Origin of the sequence: Oceanobacillus phoenicis (genome assembly GCF_047238145.1) — a bacterium.
Classification (GTDB): domain Bacteria; phylum Bacillota; class Bacilli; order Bacillales; family Amphibacillaceae; genus Oceanobacillus.
This window is the reverse complement of sequence record NZ_JBDFME010000001.1, coordinates 3,631,102-3,653,492: the sequence shown is the minus strand read 5'-3', so window position 1 is coordinate 3,653,492 and position 22,391 is coordinate 3,631,102. Positions and strand designations below refer to the sequence as shown.

At 35.4% G+C, this 22,391-nt stretch carries 24 protein-coding genes; 15 read left to right on the top strand and 9 right to left on the bottom strand.

What is annotated here, in order from left to right; translation table 11 throughout:
• Positions 1 to 263: 263 nt before the first annotated feature.
• Positions 264 to 626 carry an ArdC-like ssDNA-binding domain-containing protein gene (locus ABC346_RS18430; protein WP_413236235.1) on the bottom strand — a complete coding sequence of 121 codons (363 nt, stop codon included), beginning with the start codon at positions 624 to 626 and terminating at the stop codon, positions 264 to 266.
• 12 nt (positions 627 to 638) lie between these two features.
• On the bottom strand, positions 639 to 785 hold the full coding sequence (locus tag ABC346_RS18425) for an aspartyl-phosphate phosphatase Spo0E family protein (protein ID WP_413236234.1): 147 nt from the start codon (positions 783 to 785) through the stop codon (positions 639 to 641).
• Positions 786 to 877: 92 nt separating this feature from the next.
• On the opposite strand from ABC346_RS18425, the gene ABC346_RS18420 reads away from it, so the two are divergent.
• Together ABC346_RS18420 and ABC346_RS18415 are read left to right on the top strand one after the other, a co-directional pair.
• Positions 878 to 1,450 carry a DUF2087 domain-containing protein gene (locus tag ABC346_RS18420; RefSeq protein ID WP_413236233.1) on the top strand — a complete coding sequence of 191 codons (573 nt, stop codon included), beginning with the start codon at positions 878 to 880 and terminating at the stop codon, positions 1,448 to 1,450.
• 65 nt (positions 1,451 to 1,515) lie between these two features.
• Complete coding sequence (locus tag ABC346_RS18415) at positions 1,516 to 2,730, top strand: MFS transporter (protein ID WP_413236232.1); 1,215 nt, start codon at positions 1,516 to 1,518, stop codon at positions 2,728 to 2,730.
• 87 nt (positions 2,731 to 2,817) lie between these two features.
• On the opposite strand, the gene ABC346_RS18410 is transcribed toward ABC346_RS18415, so the two are convergent.
• Positions 2,818 to 3,714 carry a GNAT family N-acetyltransferase gene (locus ABC346_RS18410; RefSeq protein WP_413236231.1) on the bottom strand — a complete coding sequence of 299 codons (897 nt, stop codon included), beginning with the start codon at positions 3,712 to 3,714 and terminating at the stop codon, positions 2,818 to 2,820.
• Between the two features lie 210 nt (positions 3,715 to 3,924).
• On the opposite strand from ABC346_RS18410, the gene ABC346_RS18405 reads away from it, so the two are divergent.
• The 3 genes from ABC346_RS18405 to ABC346_RS18395 all read left to right on the top strand — a co-directional run bounded on the left by ABC346_RS18405 (position 3,925) and on the right by ABC346_RS18395 (position 5,460).
• Positions 3,925 to 4,212, top strand: a complete 288-nt coding sequence (locus tag ABC346_RS18405) for a GNAT family N-acetyltransferase (protein ID WP_413236230.1) — start codon at positions 3,925 to 3,927, stop codon at positions 4,210 to 4,212.
• Positions 4,213 to 4,236: 24 nt separating this feature from the next.
• Positions 4,237 to 4,467 carry a helix-turn-helix domain-containing protein gene (locus tag ABC346_RS18400; protein WP_413236229.1) on the top strand — a complete coding sequence of 77 codons (231 nt, stop codon included), beginning with the start codon at positions 4,237 to 4,239 and terminating at the stop codon, positions 4,465 to 4,467.
• Positions 4,468 to 4,548: 81 nt separating this feature from the next.
• On the top strand, positions 4,549 to 5,460 hold the full coding sequence (locus ABC346_RS18395; RefSeq protein WP_413236228.1) for an RluA family pseudouridine synthase: 912 nt from the start codon (positions 4,549 to 4,551) through the stop codon (positions 5,458 to 5,460).
• A gap of 111 nt (positions 5,461 to 5,571) precedes the next feature.
• Here the strand turns inward: ABC346_RS18395 and ABC346_RS18390 are convergent, their stop codons facing one another.
• Together ABC346_RS18390 and ABC346_RS18385 are read right to left on the bottom strand one after the other, a co-directional pair.
• Positions 5,572 to 6,558: a DmpA family aminopeptidase gene (locus tag ABC346_RS18390; RefSeq protein WP_413236227.1), complete on the bottom strand. Its 987-nt coding sequence runs from the start codon at positions 6,556 to 6,558 to the stop codon at positions 5,572 to 5,574.
• Positions 6,559 to 6,671: 113 nt separating this feature from the next.
• Positions 6,672 to 6,830, bottom strand: coding sequence for a hypothetical protein (locus ABC346_RS18385; protein WP_413236226.1), 159 nt, complete (start codon positions 6,828 to 6,830; stop codon positions 6,672 to 6,674).
• Positions 6,831 to 7,022: 192 nt separating this feature from the next.
• Here ABC346_RS18385 and ABC346_RS18380 point away from each other — a divergent pair, with 192 nt between their 5' ends.
• From ABC346_RS18380 to ABC346_RS18350, 7 genes are all read left to right on the top strand, one after another.
• Entirely contained in the window at positions 7,023 to 7,517 is a 495-nt protein-coding gene (locus ABC346_RS18380; RefSeq protein ID WP_413236225.1) for a peroxiredoxin family protein, read from the top strand.
• Positions 7,518 to 7,828: 311 nt separating this feature from the next.
• The gene (locus tag ABC346_RS18375; RefSeq protein ID WP_413236224.1) at positions 7,829 to 8,062 is read left to right on the top strand and encodes a phage holin; all 234 of its coding nucleotides are present in this window, start codon (positions 7,829 to 7,831) and stop codon (positions 8,060 to 8,062) included.
• Positions 8,063 to 8,087: 25 nt separating this feature from the next.
• Entirely contained in the window at positions 8,088 to 8,882 is a 795-nt protein-coding gene (locus tag ABC346_RS18370) for an N-acetylmuramoyl-L-alanine amidase (RefSeq protein ID WP_413236223.1), read from the top strand.
• A gap of 89 nt (positions 8,883 to 8,971) precedes the next feature.
• Entirely contained in the window at positions 8,972 to 9,172 is a 201-nt protein-coding gene (locus ABC346_RS18365) for a hypothetical protein (RefSeq protein ID WP_413236222.1), read from the top strand.
• Between the two features lie 14 nt (positions 9,173 to 9,186).
• Positions 9,187 to 11,082 (top strand): ABC-F family ATP-binding cassette domain-containing protein, encoded by a 1,896-nt coding sequence (locus ABC346_RS18360; protein WP_413236221.1) that lies wholly within the window; start codon positions 9,187 to 9,189, stop codon positions 11,080 to 11,082.
• A 128-nt stretch (positions 11,083 to 11,210) separates the two neighbouring features.
• Positions 11,211 to 12,263: a C45 family autoproteolytic acyltransferase/hydrolase gene (locus ABC346_RS18355; RefSeq protein ID WP_413236220.1), complete on the top strand. Its 1,053-nt coding sequence runs from the start codon at positions 11,211 to 11,213 to the stop codon at positions 12,261 to 12,263.
• 87 nt (positions 12,264 to 12,350) lie between these two features.
• Complete coding sequence (locus ABC346_RS18350) at positions 12,351 to 13,019, top strand: hypothetical protein (protein ID WP_413236219.1); 669 nt, start codon at positions 12,351 to 12,353, stop codon at positions 13,017 to 13,019.
• 152 nt (positions 13,020 to 13,171) lie between these two features.
• Here the strand turns inward: ABC346_RS18350 and ABC346_RS18345 are convergent, their stop codons facing one another.
• The gene (locus ABC346_RS18345; RefSeq protein WP_413236218.1) at positions 13,172 to 14,515 is read right to left on the bottom strand and encodes an FAD-dependent oxidoreductase; all 1,344 of its coding nucleotides are present in this window, start codon (positions 14,513 to 14,515) and stop codon (positions 13,172 to 13,174) included.
• A gap of 89 nt (positions 14,516 to 14,604) precedes the next feature.
• Positions 14,605 to 15,948: a sodium-dependent transporter gene (locus ABC346_RS18340; protein ID WP_413236217.1), complete on the bottom strand. Its 1,344-nt coding sequence runs from the start codon at positions 15,946 to 15,948 to the stop codon at positions 14,605 to 14,607.
• Positions 15,949 to 16,259: 311 nt separating this feature from the next.
• On the opposite strand from ABC346_RS18340, the gene ABC346_RS18335 reads away from it, so the two are divergent.
• The 3 genes from ABC346_RS18335 (at position 16,260) to ABC346_RS18325 (ending at position 19,330) form a co-directional block, all read left to right on the top strand.
• Positions 16,260 to 17,753, top strand: coding sequence for an aldehyde dehydrogenase family protein (locus tag ABC346_RS18335; protein WP_413236216.1), 1,494 nt, complete (start codon positions 16,260 to 16,262; stop codon positions 17,751 to 17,753).
• A 63-nt stretch (positions 17,754 to 17,816) separates the two neighbouring features.
• Positions 17,817 to 18,986, top strand: coding sequence for a saccharopine dehydrogenase family protein (locus ABC346_RS18330; protein ID WP_413236215.1), 1,170 nt, complete (start codon positions 17,817 to 17,819; stop codon positions 18,984 to 18,986).
• Positions 18,987 to 19,006: 20 nt separating this feature from the next.
• The gene (locus ABC346_RS18325; protein WP_413236214.1) at positions 19,007 to 19,330 is read left to right on the top strand and encodes a DUF3870 domain-containing protein; all 324 of its coding nucleotides are present in this window, start codon (positions 19,007 to 19,009) and stop codon (positions 19,328 to 19,330) included.
• A gap of 255 nt (positions 19,331 to 19,585) precedes the next feature.
• On the opposite strand, the gene ABC346_RS18320 is transcribed toward ABC346_RS18325, so the two are convergent.
• Together ABC346_RS18320 and ABC346_RS18315 are read right to left on the bottom strand one after the other, a co-directional pair.
• Complete coding sequence (locus ABC346_RS18320) at positions 19,586 to 20,782, bottom strand: acyl-CoA dehydrogenase family protein (RefSeq protein ID WP_413236213.1); 1,197 nt, start codon at positions 20,780 to 20,782, stop codon at positions 19,586 to 19,588.
• Complete coding sequence (locus tag ABC346_RS18315) at positions 20,782 to 21,933, bottom strand: CaiB/BaiF CoA transferase family protein (RefSeq protein ID WP_413236212.1); 1,152 nt, start codon at positions 21,931 to 21,933, stop codon at positions 20,782 to 20,784. The genes ABC346_RS18320 and ABC346_RS18315 overlap by 1 nt, the downstream gene beginning before the upstream one ends.
• Positions 21,934 to 22,391 lie beyond the last annotated feature (458 nt).

Below are 22,391 nucleotides of genomic sequence, written 5' to 3'. Positions count from 1 at the left end.
AGGGATACTTACTATTAGATGAATAGCTACGAAAAAGAGCTATTCTTTTTTTATGTAGTTATCATTCAATTTGAGTAAGAATACAACCAGTGGAGAGCAGGCAGACGCCTGCTTTTTTATTTTGGTTATTTTTCCTTTTGCAATCCGAAGAATAAACACCTGCCACTCTAACCAATATTTAAACGGTTTATACCATGCTTCCCCTGTTATCGATCTGTAAGAAGGTGCATTTATATAATTATCTTTGATTTTTTTAGCTTCTTCTATTGGGTAGTGTATATATGTTTCATATTCTCTTTTTGGCTCAATTCCTTCACCTGAGAACCAACTTCGAAAACTCTATAATACTTTAAAAATGGTATATTCTTTTCTTCTTCTGTTTCTTTTTCCTCTATCTCTAACCACTTCCAAAATACAATTATTTGGCTTTTTTCGCCTTTTTTAACCTTACCACCAGCATCTTTGATTTGCTTAAATGTTAGATATTCCCCACCATCCAAGAGCATCGTATTAATACCTCTATATGGCTTTTGTGTATTCCAGTTTACTGCTTGCCCACTTGCAAAAGGCTTTTTCCAAGGTACTGTTCCTTTTTCTAGATTACTTATGATTTGATTTGTTACCATTTCATGATTTTTTTACTCATTGTCATAAACTCCTTTCAATTGATTTTGATAAATTAATTCATCTAATTCTTGTGAAATCTGTATTACTTTTTTCGAGTTAAAACCTTGATTTAAAGCTAATTCAATCATTTCTTTTCTTTTATCTTCTATTGCTTGCAACTGGATTCATCCTACTTATAAAGAATTTTCAAAAAAGTGTTTTCATATGCATCTAATTAGATTATAATCTAATTAGATGAGGAGGTGTATTTATGCAATTAAATCGAATCGTTAATTTTCATAAGACAATGGGAGATAAAACTAGAATTCGTATTATTACCTTACTAAAGCAAGGACCACTTCACGGCCAAGCAATCGCAGGAAAATTAGGTTTAAAGCCTCCAACAATTTCTCATCATTTAACAAAATTAAAAGAAATCGATGTAGTTTATCAGCGACGTGATAAAAATACCATCTATTTCTATCTCAATGATGACAAACTTGAAAGAATGGCTTTAGCAATCACTCGAATAGGAGGAGACGATATGTTTGGGAACTTTGATGTTACCGATCAAGAGAAAGCAAATGTTATAAAAAACTTTGTAGATAGTAAAGGAAGAATTGAGGCTCTACCAGCACAAAGAAAGAAAAAGTTAATTATTTTAGAGTACATAATACGAGGATTAAAGCATGGAGTAACATATAAGGAAATAGAGATTAACGAATATATCATGCAATATCACGAAGATTATGCAACAGTGAGGCGTGAACTCGTTATGACTCACTTTATGTTTCGACAAAATGGGATTTATGAACTTAATCCAGTAGAAATGTGGCCTGTATAATCAGGTCTATTTTTTAAATAACTGATTAGATAAGTATCTAATTAGAAGAGAGGGGCTAGTCTACTATGATGATTCCAAAGATACTGTATGAAGAATCCACCTATAAAATGATATTTTGGAGTTCTATCTTAAATGGCATCGGTGGTCGCTTTGCACAAGTAGGGTCATTAGCCTTGCTTTATAAATTAACTGAATCAGGAATGGCACTAGGTATATTATTGTCTTTGCAAGTCCTACCGACAATTGTTTTTACTCCAATTAGTGGTTATTTAGCAGACCGATTTCATAAAGGGAATCTATTATTTTGGGCAGATTTATTGCGAGTACCCTTTGCATTACTTCCCATACTAGCAGTAAGTACTGAACAACTTTGGTTATTATACTTTAGTGCATTAGCTATTTCTATTGGAAATGCTATTTACAGGCCAGTACGGTTTGCGATTATACCCGAAATTGTTCAGAAAAAGAATTTAGTTTCTGTTAATGGTTTAGAACAGAATGTAATTGGTATCACACTCGTATTTGGATCATTACTAGGTGGGATAATCGGTTATTTTTTTGATGTCATTATCTTATTCTTCTTTCATTCTTTATTTCTTTTATGTGCTGCGTGTCTTGTTTGGAGTGTTAAAAAGATTAATCTTAGTAAGAATATAAAAGATGTTGAATCTTATACCTCCTTTAGTTCGAGCAAATTAATACTAAACGTTGCATTGTTACGTGTATTACTTATCGTATTCGCAGTAATGCCACTCGCAAATGGTATTGATAATGTTGTATTTAATTTGATTGCATTAGATGTATTTAGCAAAGGTAATATTGGAGTTGGTCTAATTTATGGAGCGTTAGGCATAGGTTTTGTTTTGAGTTCCTTTATTGCAAAATGGATTCGTGGAAAGTACATTACTATCGCAGTTTATATGATTTTCTTTGAAGGAATGGGGCACCTTTTTCTAAGCCAATCTTATTTGTTTTATCAAGCTATTTTACTAGCAATACTGATTAGCTTTGTAGGGGGTATCAGTAATATTTGTTTCGACACAGTGTTAATGAAGATACTTCCGGAGTCCAAACGAGGCTTTTTATTTGGTACTTTTACTATGATACAGAACAGTTCAATGGGAATTGCAATGATATTAGCAGGATTTTTAATGGAATGGCTTTCTCCACTGTTTAGTGCATTTCTCGTTGGAATTAGTTATGTAATATTTGCTTTGATCTTCATGATTGCATTTAAGCAGGTAAATGTTCGTAAATCTCTAATGAAATTAAAAACATAGCTTTCATTTCTCAAAATAACTCTTGATATAAAACAGTGAGAAAGATCATCCCTCGATGATCTTTCTCACTAGTTTTAATATGTTTACTCAACTAACTCCAGAGTTCTTATTGATCTTTTTCCAAGTATCGATATTCATACCATGTAATATCCATGGAGAATCGATATGAAATGGATGATCAACTGGTAGGTGATGTATATGTTGTTCCGGGATATCCAACCAAATATAGACCTCTTTGTCAGTTTCACTTAATTGTAAAGCTTGATAATCATCATAGACTGTTTCCCATAGTCCAGGTTGAGAAAACAAATCAGAAAATGGATAAATTACTTGTAGGTATGTATTATCTTTAACATCTTTTTTAGTAACAAGAGGATAAATACATTCGGGACTTTGATATATATTCCAGTTTTCTATATTTGCTTCGGTAAATAAGTCATTTGTTGCTGGAAAAGGATTATAACATTCATAAGAGAACAATTGTTCATGATATACAAATGCCTCATATAAAATTCTTCTTTTTGCTTTCGAGTCCTTTATTAACTTCCATTTATCAACATTTTTTATGAGAGTTTCAATATTTTGACTTAAGGCAGGATATAATTTTTCTGATTCGGTTAAACCAATATTTGTCAAAACACGTCTAGCTGAGGGATTATTTTCTTGTGTGTTTCCTCCAACCCACGTTACATGAGGCAATTGAAATGCAACATCTCTTACAAAAGCCATTAATCTTGTCGCATAATTTCGACCTCTAAATTGCTGATCACTTCGAAGCCTACCGAGCATGGCATACCTGTGTGCAAAAATAGAATAGCCTGCAATGCTAATCAATTGTTCATCAATAAATAGTCCGTATAATCGATTAGAGCCAGTACTAACACGATTAAAAACACGGATCACATAGTCATTTTTAATTCCTGTATCCATGGCTATTATGGATGGTAAATCGGAGTCTGAAAGTTCACGAATGTATTCCCCCATTATTTTCCTCCTTCGTATATGTGTTATTATACCTTGCAATAATTCATTGGGTCTACTCTTGCTAATCTATATTTTTCCTGGAATAACTTATTAAAAAAGAGTATTAATTTACTTTGGTTAAAGCAAGTGAATATAGGAAAAAATATATGCTTGTTCCAATAAAATGATAGGAGTATAATAAAATAGATGCTGAATAATAGGAGGGGTAGTGTGGCTACTATAAGTAAAGGTGAAAATAAATTTTATATAGGTGAAGATATTCGGAATCCCCAAGCTGAAATCACATTTGTGGAATCTGGAGAATGTCGATTAGTGATCGATCACACCTATGTAGCTACTGATCTTCGTGGCCAGGGTATTGCCCAACAATTACTAGACCATGTAGTGACTTATGCTAGGGAAAAAGGAAAAACAATCATTCCTTTATGTCCATTTGCTAAAGGACAAATCCAAAAACAATCTAAGTATCATGATGTGCTAAATGTACAACATATTTAATATAATATAGAAAGGTGCTTGGACATGTACGTGACGATTCCTGAAGCAGCTGAATACTTATCTATGAGCGAATCTACATTATCTGCACTCGTCCTGCAAGGGAAAATTAATGCCATACATGACGGCAAGCAATATTTAGTTAACAAACAGCAATTTACCACCCATTTTGAACAAGTGGAGAAATATAAGAAAATGATAGAAGAATATTTACAAGAGCCAATTCCTGAAGATCCAGATGTAAACGATGAAGATTAGATGAGAATGAAAGGAATAAAGCTCTATTATAGTTAGGGTGAGTTATCATCTTAACTTTTTTATATGAAGGAGTTATGATATATGAAGAAAAGAAAACCTCCCCGATCGAGGAAGGAGCCTGCTTCCTTAACGTATGAAGTAGAAGAACAACAAGAGCTGTTACCATTTCTATTAAAGGTAATGGATAATCGGAGCAGGAATTCCGTAAAATCGATTTTGACGAGAGGGCAAGTGTCCGTAGATGATCATATCGAGACGAAACATAATTTTATGTTGAACAAGGGTAGTACTGTGCGAATTTTGAAAAACAAAGCAGCTATCCAACAGGATGTATTTGTAGGAATGTCGATTATGTATGAAGATGAAGATATTATTGTAATTGAGAAAGAGTCTGGTTTACTCTCGATTGCGACGGAAAAAGAACGAAAGCATACGGCATTGCATCAATTAATGCATTACGTAAAACAACAACATCCAGCAAATCGTGTATTTGTTGTTCATCGGCTTGATAAAGATACATCTGGAGTAATGATGTTTGCAAAAAGCGAACGAGTCAAACGTAAGCTTCAGAATAATTGGAAAAATATCGTTAAAGAGCGGACCTATGTGGCACTTGTAGAAGGAAAAGTAGCCAAAGAGAAAGGATATATCGTCTCTTGGCTCAAAGAAAGTAAAACTCGAAAAATGTATTCTTCACGAGTAAAGGATGATGGTCAACGAGCAGCGACACGTTATCGAGTTCTGCAAACAAATGATCGTTATTCATTATTGGAGTTACAATTAGAAACAGGTAGAAAAAATCAAATTCGTGTTCATATGGAAGAGCTTGGACATCCAGTTGTTGGAGATAAACGTTATGGTTCCAAAGGTAAAAGTGTTATTGGTAGATTGGGCCTTCATGCGAAGATACTTTCGTTTTATCATCCGGTAACAAATAAGTTAATGCTTTTCCGTTCTGATGTACCTAATGCTTTCTTCCTGAAATCAAAATAAAGAATGCCAAATCGAACTATAGCTAATTGTGATTGTTAGTTAGCTATAGCTCGGTTTTTTTATTGCATGAATCAAATTCATAATTAAGGTATTTGGTTAATCCGAATTAGCTTATAACGGAGCTTTCTCTAATTTATGTCCTGATCGTCCTACTGTAGTTTCAGATTTTTGAAGAGAATGAAGTACACAGGATTCAATTAACTCCACAACAGCCTGAAATATTTGATTCATTATTGGATGATCATCGCGAATATAAGTTGCGGTTGTCAGATGGTTTTTCGAATCATGCATCACTTGATTTGCTGTAGAAAAAGCAATCGCTATATCCCCGCTTCCATGGTCAATAGCACTTCCAGTTCGCCCGAGACCTGCGGCACATCGCTTGGTAATTCGTGTTAATTGTCGGTCGGATAAAGGCGCATCTGTAGCCAATATCATCATAATAGAACCATCTGGTGTTTCTTGCTCTGTGGCTCTCCAATTCGCAAAGGTAGCTTGTTCGCGATTTCCATAATTACTAACAACAAGTCCTCCTAAGGTATAGGTAACATCTTCAGATTTAATAAGGCGAGAAGCTGTTCCAATTCCTCCTTTATATCCAAAACATTGCATACCTGTTCCCGCACCAACTGCACCTTCTAAGCTTGCTTCTGTACTTGCAGATTCAATTGCAGTAATAGCGTGCGATGGTGTAATTGCTTGTAAGCGAATAGAGTTTAGATAACTGTCATTACATTCTCCAACAACAAGGTTAATGGTACCTGTTGTATCACCAATTTCTTCCGTGACATTAAGCATGTACGTCAATGTTCCTTGCATTACTGGTGCTACACTTAGCGTGTTTGTGAGCATAATAGGAGATTCAATGAGACCTAATTCGTTCAATTGAACGAGTCCAGTTGTTTTAGCAAATCCATTAATTACGAAGCACCCGGCTATGACTTTTTGACGAAATAAATTTCCTGGATGTGGTAATATGGCTGTCACGCCCGTACAAATGGTGTCTTTTTCATTTATTTTTTCATATAGAGTGGTATGTCCAACCTGCACGCCCTCAACATCCGTAATACAATCTTTCAACCCGCTTTTTAATGCCATATTGATCAACTCCTTCTTTTATTCCAATTATTCACTTGAGGTGAATTAAAAAATAAATACTTATCTTTATGTAACGGACAGTTATACTCACACTTCGAGATGATGAGTTAAACCTAAAAGAGGATAAGTGGTATAAACTGTTCGTAAATGTAAAAAACAAAAACCCCTACTAAATGAAGTTTCCCTATATCTATATCATAATCGATGACCTTACTATCTTTAAAGGTAAAATTATTATCGCCGGTTTTACCCATTTCTTTTTCACTATCCACCCCCCTAACAACGAATTTTCCTATTTATGGATATATATTTCAAGTTATTTTGAATAGTTAATAACTATTTAACTAACCTTACGAAATGAAGTTACACTATAATCCAAGCATCATTTTATGATGAAATTTTTCTTGTATGCAAATTCGAAGAACAGGAAAACTATGATTAAAGCTCGTGATGGAGGGGAGTAAATGAAGTTTTTAAAATATGTAATGATGATAATAAGTATTAGCATGTTTTTACCAATTATGACAGTTTATGCGAATGGTACTGAAGTCGGGGAACGTGCTCCAGATTTTGAATTGACAACAATAGATGGTCAACAACTTCGTCTTTCGGATTTTAAGGGAGAACGAGTTATGATAAATTTTTGGACGACATGGTGCCCACCATGTAGACAAGAAATGCCTGATATGCAGCGATTTTATCAAGATTTACAGCCCAATATTCTAGCTGTTAATCTAACCGATACGGAAATGAATAGGGAACAGGTAGTACGTTTTTCGCAAGAGCTAGAGCTGACATTTCCAATTCTCTTAGATGAAAAAGGGGAAGTATCAAAAGCGTATCGAATTAGCCCAATTCCAACGACATATATGATTGATTCGGAAGGTATTATCAGGCATAAATCTTATGGCGCACTAACCTATGAGCAAATGATTGCAGAGTATAACAAAATGGAATAGCTGTTAGGGATGGAAGAAAAATCAACGGAACGAATTATTTCGATTGATTTTTCTTTTTTTATGAGTCAATTTCATAGTAAGAGAATTTGTATAAAATTCGAATACTATGCTGTTTGATTTCCATTGCTGACGGCTTTTTTTAGAGGCACTAGTTTTTAGCTAACTTGAGAAGAAGAACAATTATCAAGTAGGTCTTCAGCTAACGTTGACTTGAGAAGGAGTCGCCGTCTTCCATTTCAATCATTTATTTTTTGTTTTAGGGTGTGAAAATTGACGAATACATGCCTTTATACAAAAAAGGAGGTGGGGACATGGATAAAGGAACGATTATTCGAACTATCGTACTTGTTCTAGCTTTAACTAATCAGTTTTTGATCACTGCTGGATACCATCCCATACCTGGAACACAAGAGCTGTGGGGAGAAATACTTTCTTCAATCTTTACTATTGTAGCTACATTAACAGCTTGGTTCAAAAATAATTATGTGACGTACAAAGGCAAAAGACAACATCAAGTACTCATGGAACATCAGTTAGCAAAATAATAAGATAAGGACAAGGAGGATAAGTATGAAGCGAATTTTTATTGATCCTGGTCATGGAGGAAATGACCCTGGTGCAACAGGAAACGGATTACAGGAAAAGGATATTACCTTAGATATCGCGCTTCGTATGAAAGAATACTTGTTACAAACATTTGATGGACATGAAGTACGATTGTCTCGAGAAACAGATAAAACAGTCTCTCTATCGCAAAGAACGACTATGGCAAATAATTGGCAAGCTGATTATTTAATATCCATTCATATTAATGCCGGTGGAGGTACTGGGTTTGAATCATTTATTTTTAATGGTAGTTATTCAGGAAAGGCGGAAACACATCGTTTGCGTCAATTAGTACATCAATCTATCGTAAATCAGACTAGCTTTTATGATAGGGGTATGAAAGAAGCGAATTTTCACATGCTTCGTGAATCGCAAATGCCCGCCGTTTTAACGGAGAATGGATTTATTGATCATAGAGAAGACGCTAATAAACTAAAATCTTCCTCATTTCTTCATTCAATAGCAACAAGTCATGCGACTGGAGTTGCAGATGCACTTGAACTGCCAGATGGTGGAGCTGCATCCACAGGGTATTTAGAAATTCTGGCAGATTCTTTATGGACATATAATAGCCCTGACTGGGAAGATAAAGCAGTTATTGTTCATAAAGGTGAAGTATTTACAGTAAAAAAAGATAAGTTCCCTGTCGGTGATGGACATATGTATCAAATAAAAAGTGGACTATATATTACTGCAAATAAAAATTATGTACGTTACTATACTCGTTCAACTTCCAAAGTAAAATCAGTCTTAAGTTAAAATATTTCATTTCATTACCATAGAAAAATACCTACGTATAAGATAAACTATACGATAGGTATTTTTTTATTGAATGGAGAGAGTCAAAAATGAAGCTATTAGTTGGACAGCTGGTGATTACAGCATTAATTTGGATGGGGATGGCTAGCTTTTATGATCAAATGAATGAATTAAATACATGGATATTTTATCTAGTGACTTCTTGGATGTTATTATTATTAGTATTGGTAATTAAAGAATGGCTTCGATTAAAGAAAAACACTAAAGAAGATAATGATATTAACGAATAAAGAAGGTCTGTACAATGTTAATTATAGATAATTTAAGTAAAACATACGGGGATAAAACATTATTTAATCAAATTTCTGCAACCATCGGTGAGAAGGAACGAATTGGACTTATAGGAGTAAATGGGACAGGCAAATCAAGTTTTCTCAAAGTAATTGCAGGAATAGATAGTCCAGATCACGGAGAGATAAAACATTCCAAAGATTACCATATTGAATACGTTACACAAGAAACGAGTTTACAAGAAGATTTAACGGTGTTAGATCAAATATATTATGGTGACTCGATAATCATGCAAGTTATGAGAGAGTATGAGCAAGCATTGTTGGATTTAGAAAATAACCCAGATGATGCAGCTTTACAGCAGAAATTAATTCATATACAGCAAAAAATGGATGAAGTAGAGGCTTGGGAAGCAAATACAACTGCAAAGACCATTTTAACTAAATTAGGAATCACTGATTTCGGAGCTATTGTTGGAAAACTATCGGGTGGACAGAAAAAGAGAATCGCGATCGCAAAAGCATTAATACAGCCGGCAGACTTGTTAATTATGGACGAACCTACGAACCATTTAGACCATGATACGGTTGAGTGGTTAGAAAAATATATGCAATCCTATTCTGGATCTGTTTTACTTGTTACTCATGATAGGTATTTCTTAAATCGGGTAACGAACCGAATTTTTGAATTAGATAAAGGGAATTTATACACGTATGCAGGAAATTATGAGTTGTTTTTAGAGAAGAAAGCGGAAAGAGAGTCTCTAGAACGTAGTAATGAACAAAAACATCAAAATACGTTAAAGCGTGAACTTGCATGGTTAAAACGTGGTGCTAAGGCTAGATCGACAAAACAACGAGCTCGTGTAGAACGAGTGGAAGAGATGAAAAATCAAACATTTGATACGAAGAAAGAAGAAGTTATATTTCAAGCAGGTTCAAAAAGACTAGGAAATGACGTTATTGAACTAGATGGTCTTTATAAATCATTTGGAAATCAGACAGTATTGAGTAACTTCTCTCACCTTATTATACCGGGAGACAGAATCGGTATTATTGGTAATAACGGTACAGGAAAAACAACGCTTCTAAATATGATGGCAAAACGTACGGAACCTGACCAAGGCTATGTCAAAATAGGGGAAACGGTGTTAATTGGTTATTATACCCAAGGAGAAGAGGAACTAGATAATCAGCAGCGTATTATCGAATATATTAAAGATGTAGCTGAAGTTATTCATACAAAAGATGGAGAAGTAATTACTGCTGAGCAGATGCTAGAACGATTTCTATTTGACCGTGCTCAACAATGGTCCTATATTCGAACATTATCCGGCGGAGAACGTCGTCGACTGTATTTATTAAAAGTATTAATGCAAGAGCCAAATGTGTTGTTCTTGGATGAACCGACAAATGATCTTGATACGCAGACACTATCCGTTCTAGAAGATTATCTGGATCATTTTCCTGGTGTCGTCATAACCGTATCACATGATCGTTACTTTTTAGATCGAGTAGTTGATAAGCTGATCGTATTTAAAGGGAATGGCAATACGGATACATTTTATGGGAATTATACCGGATTTCTTGAGAAGCAAAAGGAATTAATTGAAACACAACCAATATCCAAAAAGAAATCAACCATTAATACTCCTCAAAATGGGAAGAAGAAAAAGAAGTTATCTTATATGGAAAAAAGAGAATGGGATACGATTGAAGATGAAATTACGGAATTAGAGGATCAGATTGTAGAAATTGAACAAGCGATTGTTGATGCTGGAAGTGATTCAGAGAAAGTACAGAAATTATATGCGAAACAACAAGAAGTTGAATTGGAATTGGAAGAAAAAATGACTCGCTGGGAAGCACTGTCTATAAAAGTGGAAGACTTAAAACATGAAGAAAATTAAATTCTTCATGTTTTTTTATTGAATTTATATTGGGTTATAAGCTAAACTAACAAAGCCGAGTAAAGTTATTTCACTTTGGACCTTTTTTCAGTAGTTTGTATTTATACATAAGGATAGGTGATTATGTTATGCAACAAATATATACAGATGTAATAACTTTTAGAGGATCGCACTATCATTTTGGAAAAATGCAAGGAGAAAGTATCAAAAATTCTTTTGTGATGGAAAATCGTAAGAAGCAATGGAAACTAAGGAGACCAAGATTTACAGTTAATATCGATGAAGTAAAAGCTATGATTAATGCTTATGCACCTGGAATATGGGAAGAGCTAGAGGGAATTAGAGATGGAATTGAGTGGTCACTTTCCGATACCCTTCAAGAATTTGCAGGTTATCGAATTAACTTACCTTCGAGTGGATGTTCCGTATTTACAAGCAGCAATTATATGATTCGAAATTATGATTACCATCCAAAAACATATGAAGGAAGATTGGTTTTATTTCAACCTACGGATACTGGATTAACATGTGTTGGACCATCTCAGCGTATTACAGGAAGATTAGATGGAATGAATCAACATGGGCTCGTATTGGGATATAACTTTACCCATCGGAAAAAGCCTGGAGAAGGATTTATCTGTAATATGATTAGTCGAATTGTGTTAGAAACATGTTCTAATGTAGAGCAAGCAGTACACCTATTACAAGAAATCCCACATCGATATGCTTTTAGTTATTTAGTATTGGACCAACATGAAGAAACTTTTATAATCGAAGGGTCTGCACGTGGGACATCGGTGAGAAAAGGAAATTTGTGTACCAATCATTTTGAAAATTTAACAACAGAGAATCGAAATTACTTAGATGATTCCTACCGCAGATTATTTGCAATGCAAAACAATAGTACGAATAAGTTAAGTGCGGAAGAAGCTTTTCGAATGATGAATGGTACGGATAGAGGAGTTTTTTCTAAACAATATAAAAATTGGGGAGGAACGATCCACACTTCTGGTTATCTACCTGCAGAAAAGAAAGTTTGGTTTAGTTTAGGAGGCGATACGGAACCATATGTCATTGATTTTGGTAAATGGATGGAAGGGCAAGAGATCTTAGAAAAAAGACTTTTTGGGGAGGTAGACACGACATTACCATTTGCGCATATGGAAGGAAATGTACGTTAATTAAAGTTCTATGTTTAAAAAGTCGCTTTTCAAGGGAATATAAAAATGGATTCTATTATAGAAAATGAATTAAGGAGGCTACATTAAATGAAACTTTACCAAGTTAGAAAAGGTCAATTTGTTTTCTTTGAGAACGAATTGCATAAAGTGTATTCTGTAAAACCTATGTTTAAAAAATCTGTTCATATGTACCGTCTAAAAGATATGAAGCAGGTTTTAACTACTGCTAAAGATATTGAGTTATATCGGCCTCAACATAATGACACATTTATATTTTATGGAAAAAGATATACCATTGATAAACATGCAAAACCAGAGCCGGGTGATTATATTCTAATTGTAAAACCGACACCTGATTTTCTCGACCATTATTCTTTAAATGAAATTGAAAAGGTAGAGAAAGTCGAAAATGGAAATGTATTAACCACTCGTGATAATGGTGTGAAACATAATGAATATGTTGTGATGGTACCAGGAAAATCTGAGGCTAGTCAGGAGATTGCTTATTATGATAAAAATCTAGTTCCTGAAGAACAACAGATTCAAGATGAGTCGATCTCTTATTTAGCAGAGAAAGATGATGCATTAAAGCCAGCAGTGGGTGATATATTCTTAGATGTTCAAAACAATACAAAAGCGATGGTAGTCGCAATGACTGAGGATGAAATTGTTTTTGGACATGGTGTAAGAATTCATGTAGCAGAGTTATTAGATGAAAGTAAATATGAACTAATTTATCAATTTGAGGATAATTAATATACGCTTTTTCTATAACATCTTTTCATTACGTAGCCTCTAGCGTCGTCGATGATAAGATGTTTTTTATCAGAATGAAATATTGTACCCCCTCTAAGTAGCCAGATTATAATAACATCTGTTTCTTAGAGGGGGATTTTTAGGTCATTTAATTAATTCTCCAGCTGTTCCATGGCTTTATAACCTAGTATATTCAAGGGATCTTTTGCGCTTGAATAAATAGGGGAATAACCTAGTTCTAACGAAGCCAAATCTGCTACTGTTAACTTCCCTTTGATAGCGGTAGCTAGAACAGCCATCCGTTTATCTGCACCGTCAAATCCAATGACACTTCCGCCAAATAATTGTCCAGTATTTTTGTCAAAGACAATTTGCATCCAAAGCTCTTTTGATCCCGGATAATACGCTGCGTGGGAATATCCTTTCATTATAGTTTCTTTAAATCCAATTCCATTATCAATTAACGTCTGCTTGTTTTGCCCAGTAGCTGTAACGGTTAAATCAAAGACACGCAAAATGGATGATCCAATTATTCCATCATCAGTTATAGGGTTGCCACTCAAGTAAGACGAGATAATGAATGCTTGCCTATGAGCTGGCCAAGCTAAGGCAATATGAGCCGGTTCTCCAGTTATAAAGTCAGTGACTTCCACTGCATCACCAAGCGCAAAGATATGCGGATCAGTAGTTTGCATATGTTGATTTACTTTGATTCCGCCGGTTTCTCCAATTTCCATTCCGGCATCGATGGCAAGCTCAGTATTTGGTTTTATCCCTATAGCCATAATCGTCATATCCGCCTGGATCGTTTTTTCACTGGAAAGATGTAAGGTAGTACCATTATTTGAAAAGCCCTTTATTCCATCATTTACATACAAAGCTATTCCTTTTTCCTGCAGATGTTTATCTAAATGTACAGCCATTTCGCTGTCGATTCGTTTTAATACATGTTCAGAACGATCCACTAAGGAACAGGAAAGACCTCGATTATGTAGACTTTCTACCATTTCTAACCCTACAAATCCTCCACCAATAATAGCAGCAGATTGGGGATTAGTAGATTGAATAAATTGTTCAATTGCATCCATATCTTCAATCGTCCTTAACGGAAACGTATTTGATTGTTGTAATCCATCTATATCAGGTAGAACAGGTGATGCTCCTGGGGACAATATTAGAATATCATAGTAAGCTCTATATTCTGTCTGATTCTTTTCATATACAATGCTTTTTTGCTCTCGTTCAATTTTTGTTACATTTGCATGTGTTTGTACAGTTAGGTCATATTTTTCTGCAAATTTTTCTTCAGGATAAATCAATTTTTGACGATCAGTAATCGTACCGCTTAAGTAATATGGCATACCACAATTCGCAAAGGAGACATAACCATTCCGTTCTAATACAAGAATTTCTGCCGTTTTATCGGTTCTCCTAATTTGTGCTGCAACGGTCGCTCCACCGCCAACTCCACCGACAATGATAATTTTCTTAGGCATACTAATCACTCCTTATCAATAGGCTTTTTGAAGCTCGTTATAAAAAACCTCTCATCAAATAGATGAGAGGCACAAATATCTATTTAGTTTTATATTACCCCGATTGAGTAAAGAAAAACGATAATAATGGTAAAAGGTACTACCCAACGCATGAGTTGATACCACGTTTGGAATACACCATTACTTAAATTATTTCCATAACTAAACTCTTGTTTAACAAGTTGTTTATCCATTTTAAAGCCGATAAATATAGCAATAAATAAACAACCAGCTGGAAGCATAATGTTACTGACAAGAAAGTCACTTGCATCAAAAACGGTTTTTCCAAAAATATGAAAGTCAGCAAGTACGTTTGAAGATAATGCAGCTGGAATACCAGCAATGAAAACAAGGATACCTGCTATCCAAGCAACAGATTTTCTTGAAACATTCTTCTTTTCAGTTACAGCTGCAGTGATAATTTCCAGCATACTAAAAGAAGATGTGAGGATAGCGAATAAGAATAAAAGTAAAAATAAACTTAAGAAAAGTTCACCAAACGGCATTTGTGCAAATGCTTCAGGAAGAACAACAAATAGTAGTCCTGGACCTTCTGTTGGCTCTAAACCAAAAGAAAATACAATAGGAAAAATCGCAAGTCCTGCCAACAAGGAAACAAATATATTCATAACTGAAACGGAAGCTGCTGAACTTCCTAGGCTCACGTTTTTATCTAAATAAGAACTATACGTGACCATTACTGAAATACCTACAGCAAGGGAGAAAAACGCCTGACCTAATGCATATAAGATATTTTCACCATTTAATTTTGAAAAATCAGGTTGAAGGAAGAATTGAATGCCTTCCATAGCTCCTTCAAAAGTAATAGATCGTATTACGATTATAATAAAGAAAATAAATAACAATGGCATTAAAACTTTACTATATTTCTCAATTCCATTTTTTATACCAGAGGATATAACAAAAGAGTTAATAAAGATAAATAGTGCAAGTCCTACAATTGTAAGTAATGGATTCCCTGTTATCGATGCAAATAATTCCCCGTATTGTGCACCATCTGTAATAACCATTCCAGGGATAGACAGAAGACTGTAAATTAATACCCATCCTCCTACAACGGAATAGAAAGACATTAATATAAAGGCACCTACTACTCCCCAATGACCTATAAAGGAGAATATACTTTTTGGAGCAAGTTTTTGATAAGCAGAAATAGCCTCTTTTTGTGCACCTCTACCTATAATAAATTCAGCAATTAACAAAGGTAATCCGATAATGACCGTGAATAAGATAAAGATAAAGAAGAAAGCTCCTCCACCATTCATTCCTGTCATATAAGGGAACTTCCAAATCGCTCCTAAACCAACCGCAGCACCAGCGGAAGATAAGATAAACCCAAGTTTTGATGCCCATTGATCTTTTCGTTGATCCATAATGTCAAATTCCTTTCGTTATAAAAAAATTATTTTATAAGTATAACATAAAAGAAGAAGATGTTAAGAGAAGGTATCTAATTTGTAAATACAATGAAAAAATTAACAGATTTAACTATCGAAGGAAGCTTTCCTAAGAGATTTCCCTATTAATGAATAAAAGAAATAAGAGTACAATACATTAAGTAGTGATTTATTAGTAAATTTACGTATTTTAAAAATAGTTGTAAAATTTAAACTTTGTCATTTATACTTGTGATAATAAGGTTTATTGATTTTTATTGCTTTAAATATTAAAGGAGGGATTAATAGTGACAGCGCTTACATTAGAAACGGATGTACTTAAAAATTTTATCGATGGTAAATGGGTAGATGTGGATGATACAACTGCCGTTACGAATCCTGCAACTGGTGAACGAATTGTGCAAGTACCATTGTCTAAACAATCTCATGTTGAGGAGGCAGTACGGGTTGCTAAAAGGGCTCAGAAAGAATGGGCACTTGTACCAGCACCACAACGTGCAGAAGTATTGTATCGAGTTGGCCTGATTATGAAAGATAAAAAAGAACGTCTATCTCGTCTGTTGACCATGGAAAATGGAAAGGTTTTAGAAGAAGCAAGAGGAGAGGTACAAGAAGGAATCGATATGGCATTTTATATGGCAGGTGAAGGGCGAAGGTTGTTTGGCCAAACTACACCAGCTGAATTAAAAGATAAATTTGCAATGAGTCAACGGGTGCCTGTAGGCGTCGTAGGAATTATTACACCATGGAATTTTCCGATTGCAATTGCTACATGGAAGTCCTTCCCAGCAATTGTCGCTGGTAATGCGGTGATTTGGAAACCAGCAACGGAAACACCTATTATGGCATATGAATTAGCTAAAATATTTGAAGAAGCAGGGTTACCTAATGGTGTTATAAATGTTGTGTTTGGTAAAGGTTCTGAAGTAGGCGATGCGATGGTTCATAATGAGGATATCAGAGTAATATCTTTTACGGGATCAAATGACACGGGGAGAAATATCGCAGCCGATTGTGGGAAACAGTTAAAGAAAGTATCACTAGAGATGGGCGGGAAAAATGCAGTCATTGTAATGGATGATGCAGACTTGGACTTAGCAGTAGAAGGAATTCTTTGGAGTGCATTTGGAACGAGTGGTCAACGCTGTACAGCATGTAGTCGTGTGATTGTGCATCAAAAAGTGAAGAAGACACTAGAAGAGAGACTGTTAGCTGCAATGGATCATTTAACGATTGGTAATGGTTTAGAAGACGGAATAAAAGTAGGACCAATCATAAATGAAGCAGGATTAAATAAAATCAAGAAATATATTGAGATAGGAAAACAAGAGGGGGCTACTTTATTAGCTGGAGGCTCTGAATGGGAAACGAATAATCAAGGATATTATTTTACTCCGACGTTATTTACCGATGCTAAGCCTAATATGCGAATTTCACAGGAAGAGATTTTTGGACCGGTAGTTTCATTAATTGAAGTAAGTAGTTTTGAAGAAGCTATTGAAGTAAATAATCAAGTTACTTATGGATTATCCAGTTCTATTTTTACGAAGGATGTAAATCGTGTCTTTAAAGCACAACGTGATTTAGATACAGGCATTGTCTATGTCAATGCAGGAACTACTGGTGCTGAGATTCATCTACCGTTTGGTGGAACGAAAGGAACAGGTAATGGGCATCGTGATTCGGGTGTTCAAGCGTTAGATGTGTTCACTGAATGGAAAGCCATTTATGTTGATTATAGCGGGAAATTACAACGTGCCCAGATAGACACAGAGGAGTAGATTTCTCGGAAGTATTTGCCTTGACTATAGAGTAGTTTTTAGTGATTACGGGGAGGGAATAACATGAAGATTGGTGTATTAGGTTCTGGTTTAATGGGGAAGGAAGCAGCACGTGATTTAACGCAAAGTGAAGGAGTAAAGCAAGTTGGTTTAGCAGATATTGATTTACTTCGAGCACAAGAAGTCTGTGATCAATTGAATTCTTCTAAATTAACTGCATATCAAGTTGATGCGAGTAATCAGGATGAACTAGCAAAATTCATGCGGCAATTCGATGTAATTATTAATGCTTTATTTTATTCGTTTAATGAAGTAGTGGCTAGAACTGCTATCGAAGTAGGTGTATCCTCTGTTGATTTAGGGGGACACATTGGGCATGTAACGGATAAGGTATTAACTTATCATGAAGATGCTAAACAAGCTCAAGTAACGATTATACCTGATTTAGGGGTAGCACCAGGAATGATTAATATTTTATCTGGATATGGTGTAAGTAAACTAGACCAAACAAAGGCAATTAAATTATATGTTGGTGGAATACCAGTTAAGCCCGAACCGCCACTCGAATACAACCATGTTTTTTCCATGGAAGGTGTCTTCGATCATTATACGGACCCGTCCCTTATTATAAGAAATGGTTCTGTTCAAGAAGTGCCTTCCTTAAGCGAAGTGGAGTCTATTCACTTTGAAAAATTTGGACCACTAGAAGCATTTCATACATCTGGTGGTACGTCGACTTTATCGTTATCATATCCTTATTTGAATACACTTGAATATAAAACTATCCGCTACCCAGGACATGCGGAAAAGTTTAAATTGCTGGTAGATTTAAATCTAACGCGGTTAGATTATCATGTTGATGTAAATGGGGTTGAAGTAAATCCGAGAGAAGTGTTTTTAAAAGTACTGGATCCAATAGTTGAATTAGGAGACAGGGAGGATGCGGTACTATTACGGGTGGTAGTAGAAGGGGAGAAGGATGGACTGTTAATATCTCATATTTTTGAAATGATTACCTATAAAGATAGAGATACAAATGTTACTGCAATGGCAAGGGCAACAGCGAATACTATTTCTGTTGTGGCACAAATGATTGCAAATGGAACAATTACGACAAGAGGTGTGTTACCTCCAGAGAAAATGGTACCAGGAAAGCAATACATTGCTGAGATGGAAAAACGAGGTGTTACAATTAAAGAAAGAGTATCTGTAAGCAAACAAACATCAGTGTAAGTAATAAGGAGATGACTAGGTTGAATACGGTATTTATCGCAGGACACGCGAAATTGCCTTCAGGTATGGCTGCTAAGAGCATCTATGAAACATTAACGATAACTGCAGAAATTGATAAAAAATACGGTGTTATTGTGACTGCTGGTTGTACACTTGCTACAGATCATGGGAAGCAATTTGTACAAACTATATTAAAGGGTCATAGTTTACAAGATGGGATTCAAATTCCGATTAATCAAATAAAAACGCATTACTTAGGAAAAGCGGGTAATGCGTTAGCATCTGCATTAATGGACTTGTTTAAGCAGTATGAGCAATATCAAAAATCTATTGCTGTACATTAAAAAAGACGACGTAAGTAAGGAAGGGTATTTACGGTGAAAACCTAGTTCAAACATGTAATGCACTATCGAGCAGTTGAAAAAGGTGAGGATAGAGTGATAGGGCATGAGACAAAAAATCACTCGGAAAAGCTTACTTGCTTTCTCGAGTGGATTTTTGTTGTGTCTTTGCTTAATGTATATTCTTTTTTCAAACCATCATGCTATATTTCGGATTTCAAATCAGAAGCCATCCTTATGTCTCTTTATGAGCAAAAGCTACTTTGCTTCCTCCCATGCAGGAAGCATTTGATTAAGCAGTTTATCTTCACGATAACCTAATACGTATTCAGCTTGCATAATTGTATGGACTTCCCTCGTTCCTTCGTATATGACCGGGGCTTTTGAATTTCGTAAGAATCTTTCTACTGGATATTCATCTGAATATCCATAAGCTCCGTGTATTTGTACAGCATCATCAGCTGCTTTATTCGCAAAATCACAAGCCTGCCACTTGGCTAATGAAGTTTCTCTCGTATTACGTTTTCCCTCATTCTTCAATTCTCCTGCACGATAAACAAGCAGCTTACTCATCTGATATCCAGCTTCCATTTTAGCTATCATTTGTTGGACTAATTGATGTTCTCCGATTTCTTTTCCAAATGTTTTTCGTTCATGACAATATTTTACGCTTGCCTCTATACATGCCATAATTTGACCAACCGCACCTGCTGCAACGGTAAATCGACCATTATCTAGTGCAGCCATGGCAATTTTAAATCCTTCTCCTTCTTCACCAAGCAAATTTTCTTTTGGAACTTTAATGTGGTCAAAGAATATCTCTCCAGTATTCCCTGAACGAATCCCATGTTTCCCTTTGATTGCCTTAGAGGAGAACCCTTCCCAAGATCGTTCTACGATAAATGCAGATATTCCTTTATGTTTTTCGGAACGGTCCTTAGTGTAGGCGAAAACAATAAAATGATCTGCGACATCACAAAGAGATATCCACGTTTTTTGTCCATTTAAAATATAATGATCCCCTTGCTTCATTGCTGTAGATTGAAGAGCAGCAACATCCGATCCAGCACCAGGTTCTGTTAATCCAAAGGCGCCAATTTTTTCGCCTTTTGCTTGTGGCGTAAGATATTTTTGTTTTTGTTCTTCATTTCCCCATTGCAATAATGTCATACTGTTAAGTCCAGTATGCACTGAAACGGCGGTTCGAAAAGCTGTATCGCCACGTTCCAATTCCTCACACACAATCGCGAGTGAATTATAATCCATTCCACTACCACCATATTGTTCCGGAATGCAAACTCCCATCAATCCTAGTTCTGCTAATTTATTTAATAGAGTTGGATCAAATTTTCCATTACGATCCCAATCGCCAATATAAGGCATAATTTCCTTGTCAGTAAATTCTCTGACTGTTTTTCTTAATAGTGTTTGTTCCTCGCTAAAATGAAAATCCATTATTTATTATCTCCTTTCAAATGTATAAAATCGTTGTTATGTTCTCCAGGGTTAGGTGGTGCATGACGATAGGTGACTGGTGTCCTGGATAATTTCAGTGGATTACCAATAAGTTTGATAGGGCCAGCCGTTTGATGTTGCATAGATACAAACATATCTCTACTTTGTAATTGTGGGTCTTTGGGAAGTTTATCTATAGTTTGAATTGGACCACACGGAATTTTTTCTTTTTGTAAAGCGTTTATCCAGTATTCGGAGGTTTGAAGTATTAGAGATTCTTGAAGTAATGGGATTAATAGATCACGATGCTGGACGCGACCAGCATTGGTTTGAAAACGATTATCGTTTGCTAGGTGATCTAATTGAAGTATGTGGCAGAATCTCTTAAATTGTGCATCGTTTCCAACAGCGATAACGATATCCTTATCTTTGGACTTAAATGTTTGATAAGGTACAATATTTGGGTGATTATTTCCTAATAATTTAGGATTTTGACTGGACATTAAATAATTACTTGCAACATTAACTAAAGAGCTGACAGCAGTATCGTATAAAGAAATATCAATTTTTTGTCCTTTGCCTGAGTGTTGTCTTTCTAACAATGCTGCTTGGATTCCGATACAAGTATATAAGCCAGTTAATACATCCGTTATAGCAACACCGACTTTTTGTGGACCGGATTCAGGGCTACCTGTAATGCTCATTAGCCCACTCATTGCTTGGATAATGAAGTCGTATCCTGGCATATCTTTGTAGGGACCAGTTTCACCAAAACCAGTTATTGATGCATAGATAATTCTCGGATTAAGCTTAGTGAGAGTCTGATAATCCAATCCAAAACGTTCCATCGTGCCAGTTTTAAAATTATTTACAATCACATCTGATTCTTTGATAATTTCCTTTAGATAATGAATACCACTAGACGACTTAAGGTCAATCGTAATACTCTTTTTATTACGATTGGCACAAAGATAATAGGCACTAACTCCATGTTGAAATGGGGGCCCCCAATCTCTAGTTTCATCACTTCCTCCAGGAGCTTCCACTTTTATTACCTCTGCTCCTAAATCAGCAAGAATCATAGTACAATAGGGGCCAGCCAGAACACGTGTGAGATCCAAAATCTTTAATCCTTCTAAACTCATCGACAAAATTGTAATCCCTCCTTTGAACATGAATGAAAAAAGCCAGTTCAAATAACATTGCTTTACGCAATTATTTGAACTGGCTTTTTGTGGGTAGCTACTCTGGCAATGAGTATGCATACAAAATAGTCAGCATGGCATATAAAATAGAATATGGTCAAGGCATGACGCATATTACATGACCACAGAGATGAACGTGGAATACGCTTTCATGTGGCTCTAAAATTATTATAGAACGAATAAGTATATTTGTAAACGCTTTTATTTAGAAAAAATAGAATTCCACACAATAAAGTAAACAATTTGTGTGGAATTTGTTGTTTGTCTATCATTTAACGGGTAGTAGTATCTGCACGTAAGCTGGATAATACTGCCCGTAAATGTTCAATTCCGTTTAAGAGCCCTTAGGTCATACCCTTGGGTACACATTAGGGAGTATGTTCTACCACTAAAATGATAGTCTA

Excerpts from the sequence above, each read along its gene's own strand:
- ABC346_RS18365 (WP_413236222.1), top strand. The coding sequence starts at position 8,972 with ATGAAGCTATTAGTTGGACAGCTGGTGATTACAGCATTAATTTGGATG.
- ABC346_RS18320 (WP_413236213.1), bottom strand. The coding sequence starts at position 20,782 with ATGGATTTTCATTTTAGCGAGGAACAAACACTATTAAGAAAAACAGTC.
- ABC346_RS18360 (WP_413236221.1), top strand. The coding sequence starts at position 9,187 with ATGTTAATTATAGATAATTTAAGTAAAACATACGGGGATAAAACATTA.
- ABC346_RS18395 (WP_413236228.1), top strand. The coding sequence starts at position 4,549 with ATGAAGAAAAGAAAACCTCCCCGATCGAGGAAGGAGCCTGCTTCCTTA.
- ABC346_RS18415 (WP_413236232.1), top strand. The coding sequence starts at position 1,516 with ATGATGATTCCAAAGATACTGTATGAAGAATCCACCTATAAAATGATA.
- ABC346_RS18345 (WP_413236218.1), bottom strand. The coding sequence starts at position 14,515 with ATGCCTAAGAAAATTATCATTGTCGGTGGAGTTGGCGGTGGAGCGACC.
- ABC346_RS18400 (WP_413236229.1), top strand. The coding sequence starts at position 4,237 with ATGTACGTGACGATTCCTGAAGCAGCTGAATACTTATCTATGAGCGAA.
- ABC346_RS18330 (WP_413236215.1), top strand. The coding sequence starts at position 17,817 with ATGAAGATTGGTGTATTAGGTTCTGGTTTAATGGGGAAGGAAGCAGCA.
- ABC346_RS18340 (WP_413236217.1), bottom strand. The coding sequence starts at position 15,948 with ATGGATCAACGAAAAGATCAATGGGCATCAAAACTTGGGTTTATCTTA.
- ABC346_RS18380 (WP_413236225.1), top strand. The coding sequence starts at position 7,023 with ATGAAGTTTTTAAAATATGTAATGATGATAATAAGTATTAGCATGTTT.
- ABC346_RS18420 (WP_413236233.1), top strand. The coding sequence starts at position 878 with ATGCAATTAAATCGAATCGTTAATTTTCATAAGACAATGGGAGATAAA.
- ABC346_RS18370 (WP_413236223.1), top strand. The coding sequence starts at position 8,088 with ATGAAGCGAATTTTTATTGATCCTGGTCATGGAGGAAATGACCCTGGT.
- ABC346_RS18390 (WP_413236227.1), bottom strand. The coding sequence starts at position 6,558 with ATGGCATTAAAAAGCGGGTTGAAAGATTGTATTACGGATGTTGAGGGC.
- ABC346_RS18350 (WP_413236219.1), top strand. The coding sequence starts at position 12,351 with ATGAAACTTTACCAAGTTAGAAAAGGTCAATTTGTTTTCTTTGAGAAC.
- ABC346_RS18355 (WP_413236220.1), top strand. The coding sequence starts at position 11,211 with ATGCAACAAATATATACAGATGTAATAACTTTTAGAGGATCGCACTAT.
- ABC346_RS18375 (WP_413236224.1), top strand. The coding sequence starts at position 7,829 with ATGGATAAAGGAACGATTATTCGAACTATCGTACTTGTTCTAGCTTTA.
- ABC346_RS18430 (WP_413236235.1), bottom strand. The coding sequence starts at position 626 with ATGGTAACAAATCAAATCATAAGTAATCTAGAAAAAGGAACAGTACCT.
- ABC346_RS18410 (WP_413236231.1), bottom strand. The coding sequence starts at position 3,714 with ATGGGGGAATACATTCGTGAACTTTCAGACTCCGATTTACCATCCATA.